This is a genomic window from Solwaraspora sp. WMMD1047 (assembly GCF_029626155.1).
Classification (GTDB): domain Bacteria; phylum Actinomycetota; class Actinomycetes; order Mycobacteriales; family Micromonosporaceae; genus WMMD1047.
The window spans coordinates 7206791-7223673 of record NZ_JARUBL010000001.1 but is presented as its reverse complement, the minus strand read 5'-3'; the positions used below and the strand labels follow the sequence as shown (position 1 = coordinate 7223673).

Annotated in this window: 15 protein-coding genes and 1 pseudogene; 11 read left to right on the top strand and 5 right to left on the bottom strand. The window is 66.8% G+C overall.

The features are described from left to right. Positions 1 to 28 precede the first annotated feature (28 nt). The 4 genes from O7627_RS33045 to O7627_RS33030 all read left to right on the top strand — a co-directional run bounded on the left by O7627_RS33045 (position 29) and on the right by O7627_RS33030 (position 3237). Positions 29 to 1162 carry a DUF5753 domain-containing protein gene (locus O7627_RS33045; RefSeq protein ID WP_347404696.1) on the top strand — a complete coding sequence of 378 codons (1134 nt, stop codon included), beginning with the start codon at positions 29 to 31 and terminating at the stop codon, positions 1160 to 1162. Then, a complete protein-coding gene (locus O7627_RS33040; RefSeq protein WP_278097342.1) occupies positions 1159 to 1524 on the top strand; it encodes a hypothetical protein in 366 nt (121 codons plus the stop codon). Before O7627_RS33045 ends, O7627_RS33040 begins: the two co-directional genes overlap by 4 nt. Beyond that, positions 1521 to 2123 carry a hypothetical protein gene (locus O7627_RS33035; protein ID WP_278097341.1) on the top strand — a complete coding sequence of 201 codons (603 nt, stop codon included), beginning with the start codon at positions 1521 to 1523 and terminating at the stop codon, positions 2121 to 2123. Before O7627_RS33040 ends, O7627_RS33035 begins: the two co-directional genes overlap by 4 nt. A 943-nt stretch (positions 2124 to 3066) precedes the next feature. Continuing rightward, positions 3067 to 3237: a LuxR C-terminal-related transcriptional regulator gene (locus tag O7627_RS33030; RefSeq protein WP_278097340.1), complete on the top strand. Its 171-nt coding sequence runs from the start codon at positions 3067 to 3069 to the stop codon at positions 3235 to 3237. 254 nt (positions 3238 to 3491) lie between these two features. On the opposite strand, the gene O7627_RS33025 is transcribed toward O7627_RS33030, so the two are convergent. Continuing rightward, a complete protein-coding gene (locus O7627_RS33025) occupies positions 3492 to 4709 on the bottom strand; it encodes a pentapeptide repeat-containing protein (protein ID WP_278097339.1) in 1218 nt (405 codons plus the stop codon). Positions 4710 to 4958: 249 nt separating this feature from the next. On the opposite strand from O7627_RS33025, the gene O7627_RS33020 reads away from it, so the two are divergent. Together O7627_RS33020 and O7627_RS33015 are read left to right on the top strand one after the other, a co-directional pair. Then, entirely contained in the window at positions 4959 to 5546 is a 588-nt protein-coding gene (locus O7627_RS33020; protein WP_278097338.1) for a GIY-YIG nuclease family protein, read from the top strand. A 338-nt stretch (positions 5547 to 5884) separates the two neighbouring features. Beyond that, entirely contained in the window at positions 5885 to 6340 is a 456-nt protein-coding gene (locus O7627_RS33015) for a hypothetical protein (protein WP_278097337.1), read from the top strand. A gap of 226 nt (positions 6341 to 6566) precedes the next feature. On the opposite strand, the pseudogene O7627_RS33010 reads toward O7627_RS33015, so the two are convergent. Next, a pseudogene (locus tag O7627_RS33010) lies at positions 6567 to 6990 on the bottom strand (alpha/beta hydrolase); the annotation flags it as partial. A gap of 133 nt (positions 6991 to 7123) precedes the next feature. Next, the gene (locus tag O7627_RS33005; RefSeq protein ID WP_278097336.1) at positions 7124 to 8104 is read right to left on the bottom strand and encodes a zinc-dependent alcohol dehydrogenase family protein; all 981 of its coding nucleotides are present in this window, start codon (positions 8102 to 8104) and stop codon (positions 7124 to 7126) included. An 81-nt stretch (positions 8105 to 8185) separates the two neighbouring features. Between O7627_RS33005 and O7627_RS33000 the strand changes: the two genes are divergently transcribed. Beyond that, positions 8186 to 8545, top strand: a complete 360-nt coding sequence (locus O7627_RS33000; protein ID WP_278097335.1) for a helix-turn-helix domain-containing protein — start codon at positions 8186 to 8188, stop codon at positions 8543 to 8545. Between the two features lie 465 nt (positions 8546 to 9010). Here O7627_RS33000 and O7627_RS32995 read toward each other — a convergent pair whose 3' ends face one another. Beyond that, the gene (locus tag O7627_RS32995; protein WP_278097334.1) at positions 9011 to 9214 is read right to left on the bottom strand and encodes an NAD(P)-binding domain-containing protein; all 204 of its coding nucleotides are present in this window, start codon (positions 9212 to 9214) and stop codon (positions 9011 to 9013) included. A 20-nt stretch (positions 9215 to 9234) separates the two neighbouring features. Between O7627_RS32995 and O7627_RS32990 the strand changes: the two genes are divergently transcribed. The 3 genes from O7627_RS32990 to O7627_RS32980 all read left to right on the top strand — a co-directional run bounded on the left by O7627_RS32990 (position 9235) and on the right by O7627_RS32980 (position 14702). Next, the gene (locus O7627_RS32990; RefSeq protein ID WP_278097333.1) at positions 9235 to 9831 is read left to right on the top strand and encodes a hypothetical protein; all 597 of its coding nucleotides are present in this window, start codon (positions 9235 to 9237) and stop codon (positions 9829 to 9831) included. 714 nt (positions 9832 to 10545) lie between these two features. Then, on the top strand, positions 10546 to 12339 hold the full coding sequence (ltrA, locus tag O7627_RS32985; RefSeq protein WP_278097332.1) for a group II intron reverse transcriptase/maturase: 1794 nt from the start codon (positions 10546 to 10548) through the stop codon (positions 12337 to 12339). 575 nt (positions 12340 to 12914) lie between these two features. Next, on the top strand, positions 12915 to 14702 hold the full coding sequence (locus O7627_RS32980; protein WP_278097331.1) for a reverse transcriptase/maturase family protein: 1788 nt from the start codon (positions 12915 to 12917) through the stop codon (positions 14700 to 14702). A 323-nt stretch (positions 14703 to 15025) separates the two neighbouring features. On the opposite strand, the gene O7627_RS32975 is transcribed toward O7627_RS32980, so the two are convergent. Beyond that, positions 15026 to 15595, bottom strand: coding sequence for a TetR/AcrR family transcriptional regulator (locus tag O7627_RS32975; RefSeq protein ID WP_278097330.1), 570 nt, complete (start codon positions 15593 to 15595; stop codon positions 15026 to 15028). Between the two features lie 99 nt (positions 15596 to 15694). On the opposite strand from O7627_RS32975, the gene O7627_RS32970 reads away from it, so the two are divergent. After that, positions 15695 to 16657 carry a zinc-dependent alcohol dehydrogenase family protein gene (locus O7627_RS32970; protein ID WP_278097329.1) on the top strand — a complete coding sequence of 321 codons (963 nt, stop codon included), beginning with the start codon at positions 15695 to 15697 and terminating at the stop codon, positions 16655 to 16657. Positions 16658 to 16883 lie beyond the last annotated feature (226 nt).

Here is a 16883-nt window from a genome sequence, read left to right as displayed (position 1 = left end):
CTGCGCCCACGATGACCCGGACTCGTTGGTGTCCCCAGCGCGATGGGTGCGCGGCTCTGTCACCACCGGCCTCCCCGTCCGCGCCTGCGGCGATGACCGCCCCGCCACATCCCGGGCCAGGCCGTCGGCGTGCGGCGGTGGTGCCGCCCGGTCGCCGTCGCAGCAGGAAAGAAGGGAGTCGCGGCAGGAGAGAAGGGATCGTTGTGCTCACGTCATCATCGGAACCCGACGGGTGGGTCGTCGCTGCCCGCGCGGCCGCCGCACCGGCGGCACATCGGCAACGCATCAGCACACCCGCGACGTGTCGGACAGGACGGACGCCGTGATCGGGCGGGCGACCGCTCGCCGTCGCCTGCGTACAGCGCTGCGGTACGCACGGACCCGCAAGCTTCTGTCAACCGCGACGGTGGGTCATGACCTCGGCTGGCCGGCCACCCGGCTGCCCGCCATCGAGCAGGGTGGACACGGTGTCAGCCCACAGATCCTGCAGCGGCTACTCGCCTACTACGGCGTCGATGCCGGCGAGGTCGACCAGCTCACCGGGTGGGCCCGGCTGGCCCGGCAACCGCACTGGTCCGACCCCTACCGCCCGCTCTACCCGCCGGCGTTTCGGGAGTGCCTGAGCTACGAAGACGACGCGCGGCACATCCTGTGCTACCACCCCCGCCACATACCGGGCCTGCTGCAGACCGACGCCTACGCCAGAGCCCTGATCCGCGCCACCGCCCGGCATCCGGTCACCGACGCGGACCTCGACGCCCGGGTACGGGCCCGTATGCGACGCCAACAGCAGGTCCTGGCGGCCAGCCGACGCGTCCGGATCGCCGTCACCGAGCGGGCACTGACCCGCCCGGTCGTCGGCCACCCTCGGGTGATGCGCCAGCAACTGGCCCACATCGACGCCCTGACCCGCACCACCCGCATCGGCGTGACCGTCATCGACGACGACTACGACAGATGGCGCCGGCTGGGCGCGTTCGTCCTGCTGGAGTTCGACAGCACGCACGACGCGGACCTGCTCTACCGCGAGGGCACCTCCACCAGCACGGCACGGCTGGACGACACCGCCCGGCTGGTCGACCGCCACCGCGCCGCCTTCGGCGACCTCACCAACCACCACCTGCACACCCGGCTCGACCCTCGGCGGGAGCGCACCCCGTGAACGCCCCGCGCGACAGCCCGGCGAAGGATGGTCGGCCCCCGCTCGTGGCGGCGATCGGCACCCTGCACACCGACGTCGTGGTCGGCGACCCGTCAGGTCGGGTGCTGGCCCGGCTGGCCGACCTGACCCGGCCGCCCCTGACCGCCGGGGCGCGCCGGCGGGTGGACGCGCCGACGATGCGGATGGCGTTGCGGATCGCCGACCCGCACCCGTCGCGGTGCCGACCCGGCGGGTCGGCCGCGACCACCGTGACAGCGGTCGCGGCCACCGGCCGGCCGTTACGCCTCGCCCTCATCGGCGCCGCCGGCCAGGATCCCGGGAACCCCGCCCCGGCGCCCCGCAGTCGGGGTGGGCCGGCGTGAGCCGGCCGTCGCGTCGCGCTTCCCGGACCGCGGCCCGCGCGGCCTCCCGGGCCGCCGCTCGGGTGCATGCCGCCTACCGGCGGGCGGCCCGCGCGATCGACCACCAGACGGTGCCGGGCGGAAGCCTCGGCAACGCCCTCTACCGGGCGGCTGGAAATCTCGACGAGGCGTGCCGGCTGCTGCGCCGGGCCGGCCCCCGGCTACCGGAAATCACGCCCGGGCCGCTCTGGGCCGGGGCGTGCACCCTCGCGGTCGTGGCCGCCAGCCTCGTCCCGCACCCGATCCTCGCCACCGCCGCAGCCGTCGGCGCCGCCGCCGCGGTCTGGATCGTCGACCGGATCGTCATCGCCGCCGACCGGAGGGCCGAACGGCGGGCAGCCGACCGGCTCGGGCCCGACGACCGGCCGTTGTCCGCCGTCATCGCCGCCATCCACGCCGACCTGCGTGCTGCCCGCGGCGAGATCACCACCATCCGGCACGCGCTGGCCCGCACACACCGGTCCCACCCCGATCACCAGCGGGCCGGTGACCTCGTCGAGGTCGCCGACATCCTCTGCGGTGAGGTCGCCCGGCACCTGACCCAACAGGACCTGACATGAGCGACCATCCACGACAGGCCGTTCACCCACCCCGGTCGGTGTTGGTGCCTCAGGTCGACGTGGGAGGTCTGCGAGCTCCACACCTTCGCGGACGCCCCGGATCATGCTGACCTTCCGTCGCGACCCCGACGGCGACAACCAGGTCCTAGCCGGGGCCAAGACGCTGGTCCGGCGCTACCGGCGACGACGCCACACCAACCCTGCCGGCCGAATCCCGCCCAGTGACCTCCCCATCGCCATCGAACGGGCGGCCCGGCAGCGCCGTCGCCGCCAACCCCGGCCACCGCCACCAGCACGGCACGCGACCCACCGCCGCCCGCTGGCAAGCGGCAACACCACGGCCGACCGCCCACCCCCCAGGCCGCGTCCAACACCGACCACCACCGCCGGCTCGGGGAAGGACCGGCCAGGAGACGAGAAGGGGTGCCGATGACGCGGATGGATGACGGCGCGAGTCGCGTCGAGCTGGTGCTGACCGCCCGCCACATCATCGCCCAGCACGACAACGGCTCCCGATGCGCCACCTGTCCCGACGACCCGACCGGCTGCCCGCAACTGCGGTGGGCACTCCACCAAACCCCGCAGACCGATGACGGCCACCCCCGTCCACGCCCCACACCTGAGAGACCGAGATGACCTCCGTAGCCGCACGCCCCGACAGGGCGACTCGGGTCGCCGCACTCGTGGGCGCCTTTCCCGCCGGTCAGCCCGTCCCCGGCCACGGCCCGTACGCCCCCTTACCGGCCGGTGCCGACCCTCGGGACGCCCACACCATCGACCACCTGCCGCCGGCCGGCTCGCCGACGCGATAGCCGCGGCCGCGGCCGGGGATGCGGACCTGCCCGCCGACCTGCTGCGCGGCCTGCTCGACCACACCCGCGACCTGCACCACACGGTGCTGCGACCCGCGGGGCGAACATCGACCGGCTGCACCATCAGACAGGTGCAGGTTCTGGGCCTGATCGCGGCGGGACACACCACCGTTCAGATCGCGACCCGGCTGTACCAGTCGGAACGCACCGTCAAGGGCGACCTCGCCGCGTACGCCATCCGCCACCAGTTGCGTAACCGCGCTCACGCCGTCGCCCACGCGATCCGCGCCGGCATCATCTGACCCGACAGGACCAGCCGACCTATGCTCCGCTGCGCCTCCCCGCCCGCCACGCGCATCAACCTGCTCATCGAGGTCGTGCCCCCGCTGTAGCTCCGGAGCCCGTTCACCCTCCGTGCAGTCAATCATGAACCGAGCCGGATGCGTGTGTGCGGATCTGCCGATGAGAGTGCACTCGATCACGCCGATAGCAGTGCGCTTGACAATGCTGATGATAAGCCTCATCCGACGTCATTTTCTAGGGGGAAGAAATCCACCTAGCCGTTCGGATCTGTCTTTTTATCGAAACGTGTCAGGAGCGGACTTTCAGTTTGCCTCCGGACGATTTTCTTGTCAAATGCTAAATCTACCAATGCGGCAAGGTCTACATCGTCAAATGACGTAGCTGCACGAAACGTTGCACCAGAGAAGCGACTGGGCTGAGAAAATCTTGCCCCATCGAAGCTGACGTCGCCCTCGAATTTTGATTCTGCAAAATCAGCTTTTCCATCGAATTTTGCTTCCACCAGGTAAGAGTTTTTCAAGAACTTTGCGCCATGCACCCAGGCGCCGCGACGAACCACTGATCGATTGAAGCAAAAGTCGTCTTCGAAGCATGCGCCATTCAGGAAAATATCAGAAGTAGCGGCATCTTCTATGAAGGTAGGGCAATGAAACGTCGCATCCTGGAACCATGCCTGTTCAAATTCTGTCCCCGTAAAAAGTGTCCGATTTCCAAAGAAATGCGAACGGTCAAACATGGCCCGGCCAACGCGACAATGGACGAAATAAAAGTCCACGAGGCTAGCGCCCGAGAGATCTATATCGATCTCTTTCCGCTGGCTGTCGTAGGTGGGTCCCGTGGACTGCGATACGGCGCCGCCCGAGTAGAGGTTCTTCTCCAGGATGCGCTGAGCTGCAAGCCGAACGGCCAGTTCATCCTGGCTAACGCTTGGATCCAGAATATAGTCAAATGGCATTCTAAGATACGCACAGATTACATTTACGATCATTTGACGGTGAGGCGGGTTTTCGGCGGCTAGGCGCTCCAGCGCGTATAATCCACCCAAACGGACCACGGCCTTTTCGGATCCCAGTTGGTCCAGGGACTTTGAATACAGTTCGGTAATCCGTCGAGACCGCGTATCGTGTTCTGTTGCTGACGCCACCCGTTCGAGATGCTGATGATCTAGCAGCTTGGCTCGCTCCTGGTGATCCTGGCTCCTTTCCTGAAGCCATTGGCGGCGGGCCGCCAATATCAAGGCGAGGGCTCCGCCGGCACCAAATCCTACAGTGAAACCGGTTCGTACCGCATCAATTCGCAGTTGCGGAGAGTTGCCAGCCTCGCGCCAGAGCCAAATGATTACGGCGGCGGTGACTATCGCGATTGTCGCCGCTCCGTAATAGACCGTGCGCAGCTTGATAATCCTCAGAGGTGCTAGTTCGCTGGCCGGGCGGGAGTGGTCTTCTGTGCTGGATTCCGCATTTCTCCTCACGCAAGTGACAGTGACACACTTCGGCGAGCTCATCTATCGTCTGCTTGGTTGATGCTGCGCAAACTGTCTGGAATATCGTGCGGACACGCGAGGTGGCGGATGTCCGGATTTGCCGCATAGTGCGCGGTTTTCTGTTCGGTTTGTCAGTATCCGTGGCCGTCGATCGCGGCACTGCCGAGTCTTGCGGGGCGCAGCAGGCGACCGCGCAGCCGCGGCCACGATCTGTCCGGGACGCCTACGATGGTCTCGATGACCATCCCCGAACCGCGACCCGAGGACGTCCCAACCGGTGGCACCCGGGTCGAGGAGGTCCTGCGGCTGCTCTTCGACGTGCCGGTGGGACTCGATGTCGCCGGCAAGCGGCTCAGCCGAAGCGGCGGTGTCTACGCCTGGTGGGCTGCTCCGTCGATCTTTCCCGACCTCCCCGGGCCACCCAATGGGAGCGTCCCGTCGCTGCGGCTGCTGTATCTCGGACGGGCGACCAACCTGCGGGGCCGGATCCTGCGCAACCATCTGAGGCGTTCGGGCAGCTCGACTCTGCGCCGGACATTGGTCGGGCTTCTTGTGTCCGAGGGCTACCGGACAACCAGGACCGATCGTGTTGTCCTGGTCCCTGAGGATGAGGCCCGGCTGACCGCGTGGATGTCCGCACACCTGCGGTTGACCTGGGCGGAGGACGCGGAGCCGGCGACCATCGAGGCCGAACTTGTCCGGCGTGTGCATCCGCCGCTCAACGTACACGGCGTCGACCCCGAGCACATCCAGGCTGCCGTGGTCGCCGCCAAGAACTCCTACAACGCCAGCAGCCGCCCTGTCGAGCCGCCGCGAACGCCGTAACCGTCTGCCGGGTTGGTGCACGGCATGCTCACCCGTGCCGCCGCGCTGCTGGACGAGGCGGACAAGCGGATCCGGGCCTTGACCGGTCATGGAATGCATGGGGAAGAAGCCATGCCGGCCGCCTCGGGCGTTCACGCCGGAGTTCAAGGGTTTAGCCGCTGTATCCAGTCAAGAGTGTTTGCAACTGGGTATTGCGAGTGCCTGGACCGCGCGTCTGTCGTAACCCACTTGACACGGCCTTGTATCCAGGAGGGTACGCGTTGTCTTCAATCCCTGGAGTCACTGTGTCCCTTGCTAATGCTTCTGCGATCGTAGGCGTATTCGGTGTCATCTTTTCGGTGCTGATCCTCGCTTGGCAAACTATGCAACTGACGCAGCAGGTGAAGGTGGCCAACGCCGCTGCAACCTACAACTCTCACGTCGGTGTGATGCAGTTCTACCACGAGGTCCTCAAGGTGCTGATCGATCAACCTCACCTCCGGCCGTACTTTCTGGCCGGCAAACCGTGCCCACTCAGCGACCCGAACCGCACAGAGGCTGTGCTGATCGCTGAAATGATCGCCGACGTGCACGAACTTGGACTCCAGCACACCCGCAAGATCCCCGAACGTGTTCACCGTGACTGCTGGCCAGCTAGCGTGATCGCGTCGTTGGAGCAACCCATCCTCAATGAGGTGCTCCGGACACCTCGGCCTTGGTACCCTGAGCTGCGGATGTTCTTCGAGAGCACTGACCGAACGAAACTGCCAGCACCAGTACGGCAGCCGCCGCAAGCACCCCCCATCACCACTTGACACGGTCAATCAGACTTCGTCAAACCACGCCCGATGCCTCAGCTATTCCACCGCTGTAGCAGTCGGATCACTCATTTGCCGCCACCCGTGCGCCACCACCGAGCCGGCACCGTCACGCTTCGTGATCAGCCTCGGGGTCGGGCGGCGTCCGGTCGTGCCTAATACAGCGCACCCGATCATGGCCGTCGTGGCCGTCGTGGCCGTCGTGGCCGTCCTGGAGCCTGGCTCAGGAGATCTTGAAGAGAATTCCCTCCGTCGCCGTGTCAACGGTGCCGAGGGCGTCCGTGTATGCCCACGGCGGTCCCGGTGGCCGCAATCCGTGACCGCCGCCCTCGATCATGATGATCGTCTTGCTCGTCGCCGCAGCCAGCCGAGAAACCCAGCTTCGGTCACGTGTTCCGCCGACGAGCAGCGCTGGCACCGGATTACGGGTGGTTGCTTCGGCGATGGACTCGATGTGCAGAAGCGGCGTCAACCAGATCGCTGGGAGTTCCCGCTCCGCGGCGAGCGCAGCAGCGAACGTTCCGGGTGACTTGGCGACGGTGACGGGTCCCGCAGTCTGCGCACCCTCGGGTAACCGGTGGATCGCCGCAGCCACGTACGCGCGGACGAAGGGCTCCGGCCCCGATACCCAACAAGCCGTCCGGGACCTTTCACGTCGCCGGCCGGCACCACGCAGGGCGGAACCAGTTCGAGGCCGTCGAAGTTGGCGGCGAACTCGGACCTCAGGTGGCGCCGGCCAGGCCGACGAACAGGCTGGCGCCTACGGCGCCTCGCCGACGATTACGGCGTCACCACGATCTTGCCCGCCGGCGTTCCCTTCGCCAGGTACCGGTGCGCCTCAATGATGTCGTCCAACGCGAACACCCGGTCCACCGCCGGCTGCAGCACGCCGGCGCGGACACCGGCGGCCAGGAACGCGGCGACGCGCCGGGCGGTCACCGGGTCGACCATGTCCGCGAAACTCATGTAGCGATAGATGGTCAGCGACGGATTCGTCGGGAACGACGCCGGCTGCGGGTCCAGCCAGCCCACCGTGGCCAAGGTGCCGCCGAGCTTCGCGGCCAGCGACAGTTCGGCCAGGCCCGGCCCCATGACGGCGTCCAGGATGATGTCGGCGCCCACCCCACCGGTGTGCCGCCGGGTGGCCTCCCCGATGTCCTCCCGGTCGGTGGCGATCACCGCGGCGGCTCCGGCGACCAACAGGCTCTCCACCTTGGCACTGTGCCGGGTGACCGCGATCGGAAAGGCGCCGATCTGGTTGGCGATCTGGATCGCGGCCCGCCCGACACCGCCCGACGCTGCGGTGATCAGGACTTGGTCCCCGGGCCGCATCCCGGCTTTCTCCACCAGCGCGCCGTAGGCGGTGGAGTACGACACCCAGAGCGCCGCCGCACGGACGGGCTCCAGCCCCGGGGGCCGTGGCACCACCCGGTCGGCCAGTAGCGTGGTGTACTCAGCGTACGCGCCTCTCGTCTCGAAGTCGGGTATCGCACCGAGGATGACCGGGTCGCCCACGGCCAGCCCGGTCACCCCGGACCCGAGCGCGTCGATCACACCGGTCCCCTCGACGCCCAGCCGCGCGTGCGGCAACTGCACGGGCCGCGGGGACTGCCCGGCCCGGACCATCTGGTCGAGGGGGTTGACGGCGAAGGCCTCGATCCGTACGCGTACCTCGCCGGCTGCGGGCTCGACGACCGGCTCGTCGACGACGCGCAGAACGTCCGGACCGCCGGTCTCGTCGAACACGACTACTCGTGGCATGGATGGCTCCTTGTGCTCCTGACGGGCTTTACCGGGAAACGCTACGGAGCCGATAGGAACCCGCTGGTACCTTTTGACCTTGTGCACAACGCCCCCGGCCAGGTCTTCCTCGCCGACTGCCCCACCCGCCTGGCCGTCGAGATCATCGCCGAGAAGTGGACGGTGATCGTGCTGTTCGCACTCAGCCTGCAACCCCGGCGCCCCGGCGACCTGGCCCAACTTATCGGTGGCATCTCCCACAAGGTCCTCACCCAGACCCTGCGCCGCCTGCAGGCATACGGCCTGGTCGAACGCCACGCCTACGCCGAGGCGCCCCCACGCGTCGAGTACAGCCTCACCCAACTCGGGCAGACTTTGGTCGAGCCGATCAAGGTCCTGACCGACTGGGCCCGAGACAACGGCGAAGCCATCGTCGACTTCCAGGAACAGAACGGCCGCTGAGAGCGGCAGGCGCTGGCCGGGCACGGCATCCGGTCAGGGAAGCACCGCTGGTCCCCGGGGTAGAGAGGGCACCCAACCCGGTCGTATCTCGTGAGTGTGGAACGTGGTAACCCTGACGGGGTCCGTCGCCGGTGACGGCGGCGGTAAGCTGACCGTGAGGAAGGCCCAACTCCCGGGCGGGAACAGGATGACACGAGAAGCGAATGCCGGTGGCCGAATGGCGGCAGGAAACCGGAGACCGTGTGCTGGCTCTCCTACCAGCGGTTCCTGGATAACTGGCCGGACACCGGGCCTGGGTGCCCGGCTGCGGGGGCAGGCTGACGCGGGTCAGGTGAGCCCGTCAGAGAGACGATGACGACGAGGCGGGACCGAAGGACAAGTTGGACGCCGCTCCGGCCGGGCGGGCGAGTTCGGGCAGGTGCTTGAAGTACACGGTGCTGAACGCCTTGACGACGGACGAGTCCTTCAGGTGTGTCTGAAGCAGCAGATGGGGCGGAGTGTCACCGTTTCGATCTCCGGGACGCTGCCCTGGCGGACCGGGTCGTAGTTGAGCGTGTCGATGACGACCTTGCCGCGCAACGGCTCGGCCGGCACCTGGCGGTAGGCCCGCACGGGGATGGTCACCACGACGATGGCACCCGCGGCCGCGGCCTCGGCCGGAGTCGCCACGCGAGCCCTCGATCCCAGCTGTGCGACGAGGTCCCCACGGCAGTACGAGCACCGGTGACCTGTCCGCGTACCTCACCCGGAACGCCGCGCTGGAACTGCGAGCGCTCGAGCGCGTAGAACGGCCCCCAGAGGAACGAGGCCAGCGCCACGAGACCCGCAGCCGGCACGAGGTCGTCGGTGAGGAGCAACGCGGCCAGCGGCGGTGCACCAGCCGCGATCACGAGTGGCAGCCGGGCGCGCAGCGAAACTCGCAGGAACAGCGGGAGTCCGAAGAGGACTCCGCACAAGCGGGCCACCCACCGAGCTGTCGGCGACCGTCGGCGTACCCGAACGTCATTGTCCTGCTCGACGACTCCGAAGGAACACTGCCAGCCCACTCCTACGACAAGCTTCTCGGACTCGCTGAGCTTTCCGACACCGATCGTCGTAACAAGGCCAGCGGCAAGGACACCACCGTCGATCGGAGCCGGCGACTCCTGTATGTCTGCGTCTCACGAGCACGAAACGAACTCGCCGTCGTTCTCTACGCCATGGACGTGGACGCCGCGATCTTGTCTCTCAAGGCCGCAGGTCTAGCAGACCAGCCACTGACGATGGACGACCTATCGGCGACCTGACGGCAGCCGCGTCATCACGCCTCGCTGCTGAAGGATGCCTACCAAGATCGGCTCAATGCACTCTCATGCCGTTGCGACACGAGGCCGCACTTTGCGAGTGGACTCGCAGTTAGGAGGGCCGACGTGATGTCGGTGGTGTAGTCCCGGGCCTGTGCTCGATGCCTGGCCCCGCCCTTGGCGTGCGTTGCTGGTAACGGCAGGGTGCGAAGCCCGAGGGGAAAGCCGAAGGACCTCTGTCCCATCCGGGGGTCACGGGTGAGGGGCAGACCGGACGGGTGAATCGCGTGAACCTTCGTTGATGCCTCGTGAATAGTGGCTCCGTGGTGGGTTGTGGTAGCGGAGTGTAGGGACAGGCCGTTGTGATGCGGCAGGCGCTGGCCGGGCACGGCATCCGGTCCAGGGTGAGCACCGCCGTCCCCGGGGTAGAGAAGGCACCCAACCCGGTCGTGACTCGTGAGTGTGGAACGTGGAAACCCCGACGGGGTCCGCCATCGGTGATGGTGGCGGTAAGCCGACCGTGAGGAAGGCCCAACTCCCTGGCGGGATCGGGATGACCCGAGAAGCGAACGCCGGTGGCCGAGAGGCGACAGGAAACCACGACGACGGAACTCCGTCTCCTCCTGGCGGATGTGGTGGATAACTGGCCGGATACCGGGCTTGGTGCCCGGCCGTGAAAGCGGGCTGACGCGGGTCAGGTGAGCCTGTGCGGAGACGATGACGACGACGCGGGAACCTGCGGACAAGTTAGGCGCCGCCGTGACCTTGGTCGCGGTGGTGAACGGACCGCAGGACGAACTGTTCGACTGGGACGCCGTGGATTGGCGTGCCCAGGAGCAGAACGTACGGCGCTTGCGGCAGAGGATCTTCACGGCGTCGCAGGTGGGTGACCTGAAACGGGTCCGGAACCTGCAGAAGTTGATACTGCGGTCCCGGTCGAACACGCTGCTGGCGGTTCGGCGGGTCACCGAGGTCAACGCTGGACGTTTGACGGCTGGGGTGGACGGCAGGATCGTCCTGGGCGCTGAGGCCAAGGCCGAGTTGGCGGGGCAGATCCACCGTCGGCAGCGGCCGTGGCTGGCCCGGCCCGTCAAACGGGTGTATATCCCGAAGGCGGACGGCAAGCGCCGTCCGCTGGGCATCCCTGTGGTCGTCGACCGGGTCTTGCAGGCTCGGGTAGCGGCCGCGTTGGAGCCGGAATGGGAAGCCCGGTTCGAGCCGAGATCGTACGGTTTTCGGCCCGGACGCAGCTGTCAGGACGCGGTCCAGGCGATCTTCGCCACCGTCAAGGGGCCGAACCCGGCCCGGCGGTGGGTGCTGGACGCGGACCTGAAAGCGGCGTTCGACCGCATCGATCACCACCACCTACTCGGCCAGCTCGGCGGGTTCCCGGCCAGGGAACAGATCCAGGGCTGGCTGACGGCCGGGGTGATCGACCAAGGCTTGTTCACCCCGACCGAGGAGGGAACCCCTCAGGGCGGAGTGGTCAGCCCGTTGTTGTTGAACGTCGCGCTGCATGGGATGGAGCACGCCGCCGGGGTCCGTTACCGCATCGTCGGATCAGACGGTGTGGCCACGGCCCGCGACAGCCCGATGCTGATCAGATACGCCGACGACTTCGTTGCTTTATGCCACACCAGGGATGAAGCGATCCAGATCAAGGCCCGGCTGGCCGCGTGGCTGACGCCGAGAGGTTTGGCCTTCAACGAGGACAAGACCCGCGTGGTCGACCTCGACGACGGCTACGACTTCCTCGGGTTCAACGTCCGCCGCTACCACGGCCTGCTACTGATCAAACCGAGCAAGACGGCGGTCAGACGGATCCGGAAACGGCTACGCACCGAAGTGCGCGCACTGCGCGGCAGCAACGCCGCCGCGGTGATCGCCCGCCTCAACCCGATCATCCGAGGCTGGGCGGCCTACTACCGGACGGTGGTATCCAAAGAGATCTTCAACTCGCTGGATCACTACCTGTGGAAACTGGTCTACAAATGGGCCAGGCACACACACCCGAACAAGCCGACGAGCTGGGTCGTGACCCGCTACTTCGGCATGTTCAACAAGTCCCGGCAAGACCGGTGGGTCTTCGGCGACCGCGACAGCGGCGCCTACCTGCAACGGTTCGCCTGGACCAGGATCGTGCGACACCAGCTGGTCACCGGCACCGCGTCGCCCGACGACCCGGCACTGGCCGACTACTGGCACACCCGACGGCGACGCCCGAGGATGCAACCCCCAGTCGACCGCACCACCCAACGGCTGCTCGACAGCCAACAGGGCCGATGCACCATCTGCGGGCAATTCCTCCTGCACGCCGACCGCCCGCCACAAACCCCACGCGAGTGGGAACAGTGGTATCGCGGCCTGCGTAAAGCGATGGACCACAACGCCATCAGCCTACGACAGGACGGCAGCACACACGATCCGCAACTCCGTCTGCTCCATACACACTGCCACCGCCGGACCACCGGCAAGCGGCAGACCAGCACTCTGCACACCAGCAACCCATAGGGCTTGCTTGAGCCGGATGCATGGAAACGTGCACGTCCGGTGTGCGCCGTGAGGCGCTTCGTTGTATCCCCCGCGCAGCGGGGAGGAACTGGAGGGATGTTCCTGGGTCTGCCGGCTTACCTGCACCGCGAAAGCGCGAGGGGACAAGAGCATGCCGGAAGCGTGACGGTCGTCTGGAGGCGTCCAGGGTGACGCGTCACGGGACCCGCCTGATATGGCCAAGGCTGGATTGCTTGAAGCCCAATCCCCAGTGATGAATGTGCGCATCCATCGGAATGACGCTTGAAACCGATGCCGCGTCGTGCGTCGGCATGAACCCGGAGGTCGATGCAACCTCCACGGCGCGGGACACCGCCCAACGAGGGCGGGTGAGGGGATGAGTGGGCGGCCTACGTCGGGCTCGACACGTATGACGAAGACGTACCACGGGATCGCCTACGGGACGCGAGTCCTACGGCGACGGAGTGCCCGTAGTAGTCGCGGGAGTCACGACCCGCCAGGGAGGCCGGGAAAGCCGGACCGCAGGGCGAAGGGGCACAGGTGATCACGACGTCCAGCGATGGGAGGTACGCGTGATGCGGAACGCCGCAACGGTGCTGGGCGTCATCCGGGAACGCGGCAGGCGTGGCCTGCCGATCGAGAGGCTGTATCGGCAACTGTTCAATCCGCAGTTGTTCCTGCTGGCCTACGGGCGCATCTACGCCAACAAGGGGTCGATGACGCCCGGGGTCACGCCGGAGACCGTGGACGGCATGTCCCTGGCCAAGATCGAGGCGATCATCGACGTGCTACGTCGTGAGCGCTACCGATGGCGGCCGGTCAAGCGTGTGCATATCCCGAGGAGCAACGGGAGATCGCGCCCGCTGGGCCTGCCGACGTGGTCGGACAAACTGGTCGCTGAGGTGGTGCGCCTGCTGTTGGAGGCGTACTACGACGTCCAGTTCTCCGACCGGTCCCACGGCTTCCGTCCGGTCCGGGGCTGCCACACGGCGTTGAGTGAGGTAGTCGAGGTCTGGAAGGGAACGCACTGGTTCATCGAGGGCGACATCTCCGACTGCTTCGGGTCTCTTGATCACCAGGTCATGGGCTCGATCCTGGCGGAGAAGATCCATGACGGCCGGTTCCTGCGGTTGGTGTCCAACATGCTCACGGCCGGGTACCTGCAAGACTGGCGGTGGCACGCCACGCTCAGCGGTGCGCCGCAGGGCGGAGTGGCGTCACCGGTCTTGTCGAACATCTACCTGGACCGGTTGGACCGGTTCGTCGAGCAGACTCTGCTGCCTGAATACCATCAAGGCGTCCGGCGTCGGCGTCACCGCGCCTACCAAGTCGTCGTCGACCAGATCGCGAAGGCCAAACGCCACGGTGACCGTGCTGCGGTCCGGCTGCTCAGGCAGCGCCGCCGCCGGATACCGAGCCAGGACCCCAACGATCCGGGCTATCGACGACTTCGGTATGTGCGTTACGCCGACGACTGGCTGCTGGGGTTCGCCGGACCGCGGCACGAAGCCGAACAGATCAAGACGCGGATCGCGACGTTCCTGCGCGAGGAACTCAAGCTGGAACTCTCGCCATCCAAGACGTTGATCACCCACGCCACCAGCCAGGCGGCGCGGTTCCTCGGCTACGAGATCAAGACGCAACACTCGGACACGAAGATCACTCGCGGCCGCCGAGCGGCCAACGGGGCGATCGGGCTGTTCGTGCCCCGCGACGTCATCAGGCAGCGATGCGCGAACTACCTGCGCGAAGGCAAACCCGCCCAACGCGGTGCGCTGCTTCACGACGACGACTTCACCATCGTCGCGAAGTACCAGGCCGAGTACCGGGGCCTGGTCCAGTACTACCTCCTCGCCCAGGATGTGTTCCGCCTGGATAACCTGCGCTGGGTCATGGAGACCTCCATGCTCAAGACCCTCGCGGGCAAACACCGGTCCACCGTCACGAAGATGGCCCGCAAGTACAAGACGGTCATCGGCACCCCTGACGGGCTACGGACCTGTTTCCAGGTCACCGTCCCCCGGGACCGGGGCAGGAAGCCACTGGTCGCCCGTTTCGGTGGGATACCGCTCCGCCGCCAACGCGCAGCGCTCCTGACCGATATGTCACCGATCATGGCCAGCGCCAACCGCAACGAACTGATCCACCGGCTGCTGGCCGGACGGTGCGAGCTCTGCGAGTCCACCGACAGGTTGGAAGTCCATCACCTGCGCAAACTCGCCGACCTCAACCGCCGAGATCGGCCCGACAAGCCCGCATGGGTGCACCTCATGGCCAAACGGCGCCGCAAGACCCTCGTGATCTGCCGGAACTGCCACGAGGACATCCACGCCGGTCGGACACGCACATCCACCCGGAACTGACCACTGGAGAGCCGTGTGTCAGGGAAACCGACCAGCACGGTTCGGGAAGAGGCCGACGGAAAAGGACCCACACCATGGGCACCTCGCCGGCGGCCCACTTCACTCTGAGGGGGCGGCGGCGCAGCAATGCGCCGTCGCTACCCGGCCAGTGCACGCGCGGCGGCCGGCTACGCGCGGGGGTCACGGAGCATGGCGGCGTACTGCTGCCACGCGGCGTCCGATCATGCCGATGAAAGCGCTAACGGCCACGACGCGGGGACCATAGACCTCAAATCGCCTTCCTGAGAGCATCCGATCGAACCATAGGTCGCGGCGAGTGCCGATCAAGCACGGAACGCTCGAATCGCGAGCGCGGCGAAGCGGCCGGAGGCAGCAACCCGGGCGTTTGTCGATGTGCTATGCAGGCCGCCGTTGGCCATCAACATGAGGATAAGGTCGTCCAGGACGAAATCGGACCGCAGGTGGCCGGTGTCCTTGGCGCGGCGCGTGAGCTCGGCGAGCGAGGTGAGCGCCTGCGCGCGTATCGCGGCGAGATCCAGTGCGTGCGGGAAGGCCGAGGTGAATGCGGTGGTGAACCCCCGGCTTCTGGCGTGCAGCTCGAAGAGTTTTTCGATCACGATGCACAAGCCGTGCCACGGATCAGGGTCGGCGAGCCCTTCCTCGACGACGGCGTGGCACGCGTACATCTGCTCTGCGAGGGCCTCAGTGGCCAGCGCCTGCCTAGTGGGGAAGTGACGGTAGAGGGTCGCGGGGCCGACCCCGGCGCGCCGGGCTATCTCGCGCATCGGCACGTCTAGGCCTTCAGCGGCGAACACCACCCGAGCCGCGGCGAGGATCCGCTCACGATTGTCTAGCGCGTCCGAGCGCAGGTTCTGAGGCAAACGATCGAGCACTCTCTCATTTTAGCTAACCGGACGCCGGCGTCCGCTACCGTCCGGAGCAGCCAGGGGTCGCTTACGGCGGCTTTGACTTAGCTCACGAAGAGGAATGAAGTGAAGGCAGTCGCGATCAACGAGTTCGGGGGTCCCGAAGGGCTGGCAGTCATCGACATCCCCGGCCCGGTTCCCGCTCAGGGACAGGTACTGGTCGCCAGTGAGGCGATTGGCGTCGGAGGCGTCGATGTCATGATCCGAAGCGGTGCTCTCGCTGCCTACGGCTATCGAAAGGGTTATATTCCGGGCGGCGAGGTGGCCGGGACGGTGACCGCGGTGGGCGAGGGCGTCGACCCCGCATGGGTCGGGCAGCGCGTGTGGGCGTTCACCGGCACGGGCGGCGGCTATGTCGAGCAGGCGATCGCGCCGATCGGAGAAGTCGTGCCCCTCCCAGCGGGCCTCTCTGCCGTCGACGCCGTGACGCTCGGAAGCGCCGGAGTCGTGGCCCACTTCGGTCTCTCCCACGCTCACTTCTCGTCGGGCGAGGCCGTGCTGGTACGCGGCGCGGCCGGCAGCATCGGGGTCATGACGGTCCAACTCGCGGCGCTCGGTGGTGCCAGCGCTGTGGCAGTCACCACCTCCTCCACTGAGCGTGGTCGTCGATTGCGCGACCTCGGCGCGACCCACGTGCTGGACCGCTTCGGCGAAGGAGGGCCAGACGGGCCCACGGGCTACGACCTCATCATCGACGTGGTAGCAGGTAAAGGCATGCCTTCGTTCTTCGACAGGCTTAAACCTGAGGGTCGACTTGTGGTTGTCGGCGCCGTCGGGGGCCAGCCGCCGGCAGACTTCGGCACGAGGTTGATGGCCGCCTTCCAGAAGTCGATGTCCTTCGCCACCTTCAGCGCCGCGACGGTAGCCGAGCCCGCTCGACGTGCGGTGAGGGAGGAGCAGTTCGCTGCCGCAGGTCGCAACCAGCTCCAAACGGTGGTACACGACGTGCTGCCGCTGGAGCACGCCGCGCTGGCGCACCAGAAGATGGAGGCTGGTGAGGTCTTCGGAAGAATTGTACTGACCCCATAATTACATGATCATGACAGATGACGACTGGCTCGCGCGGCACGACGTCCCCGGGTTTGTCGTCCGAGCGCACACATCTGCCGCGGACAAGGTGCGTCCCGCCTCCGACACCCGTCACCGTGCGGGAGCGGTGAGCTGGCCGACGACAGAGCTATCCGGCCCCCACCGAGGGGAGAGCCCAAACCCACGAACATCGTCGCGAGTCGATGATCAGAGGGCTGGGGAGAAG

What these genes read in the sequence shown, in the direction of transcription:
- O7627_RS33020 (WP_278097338.1), top strand. Translation starts at nt 4,959, where the DNA reads ATGACCATCCCCGAACCGCGACCCGAGGACGTCCCAACCGGTGGCACC.
- O7627_RS33005 (WP_278097336.1), bottom strand. Translation starts at nt 8,104, where the DNA reads ATGCCACGAGTAGTCGTGTTCGACGAGACCGGCGGTCCGGACGTTCTG.
- ltrA (WP_278097332.1), top strand. Translation starts at nt 10,546, where the DNA reads ATGACGACGACGCGGGAACCTGCGGACAAGTTAGGCGCCGCCGTGACC.
- O7627_RS32980 (WP_278097331.1), top strand. Translation starts at nt 12,915, where the DNA reads ATGCGGAACGCCGCAACGGTGCTGGGCGTCATCCGGGAACGCGGCAGG.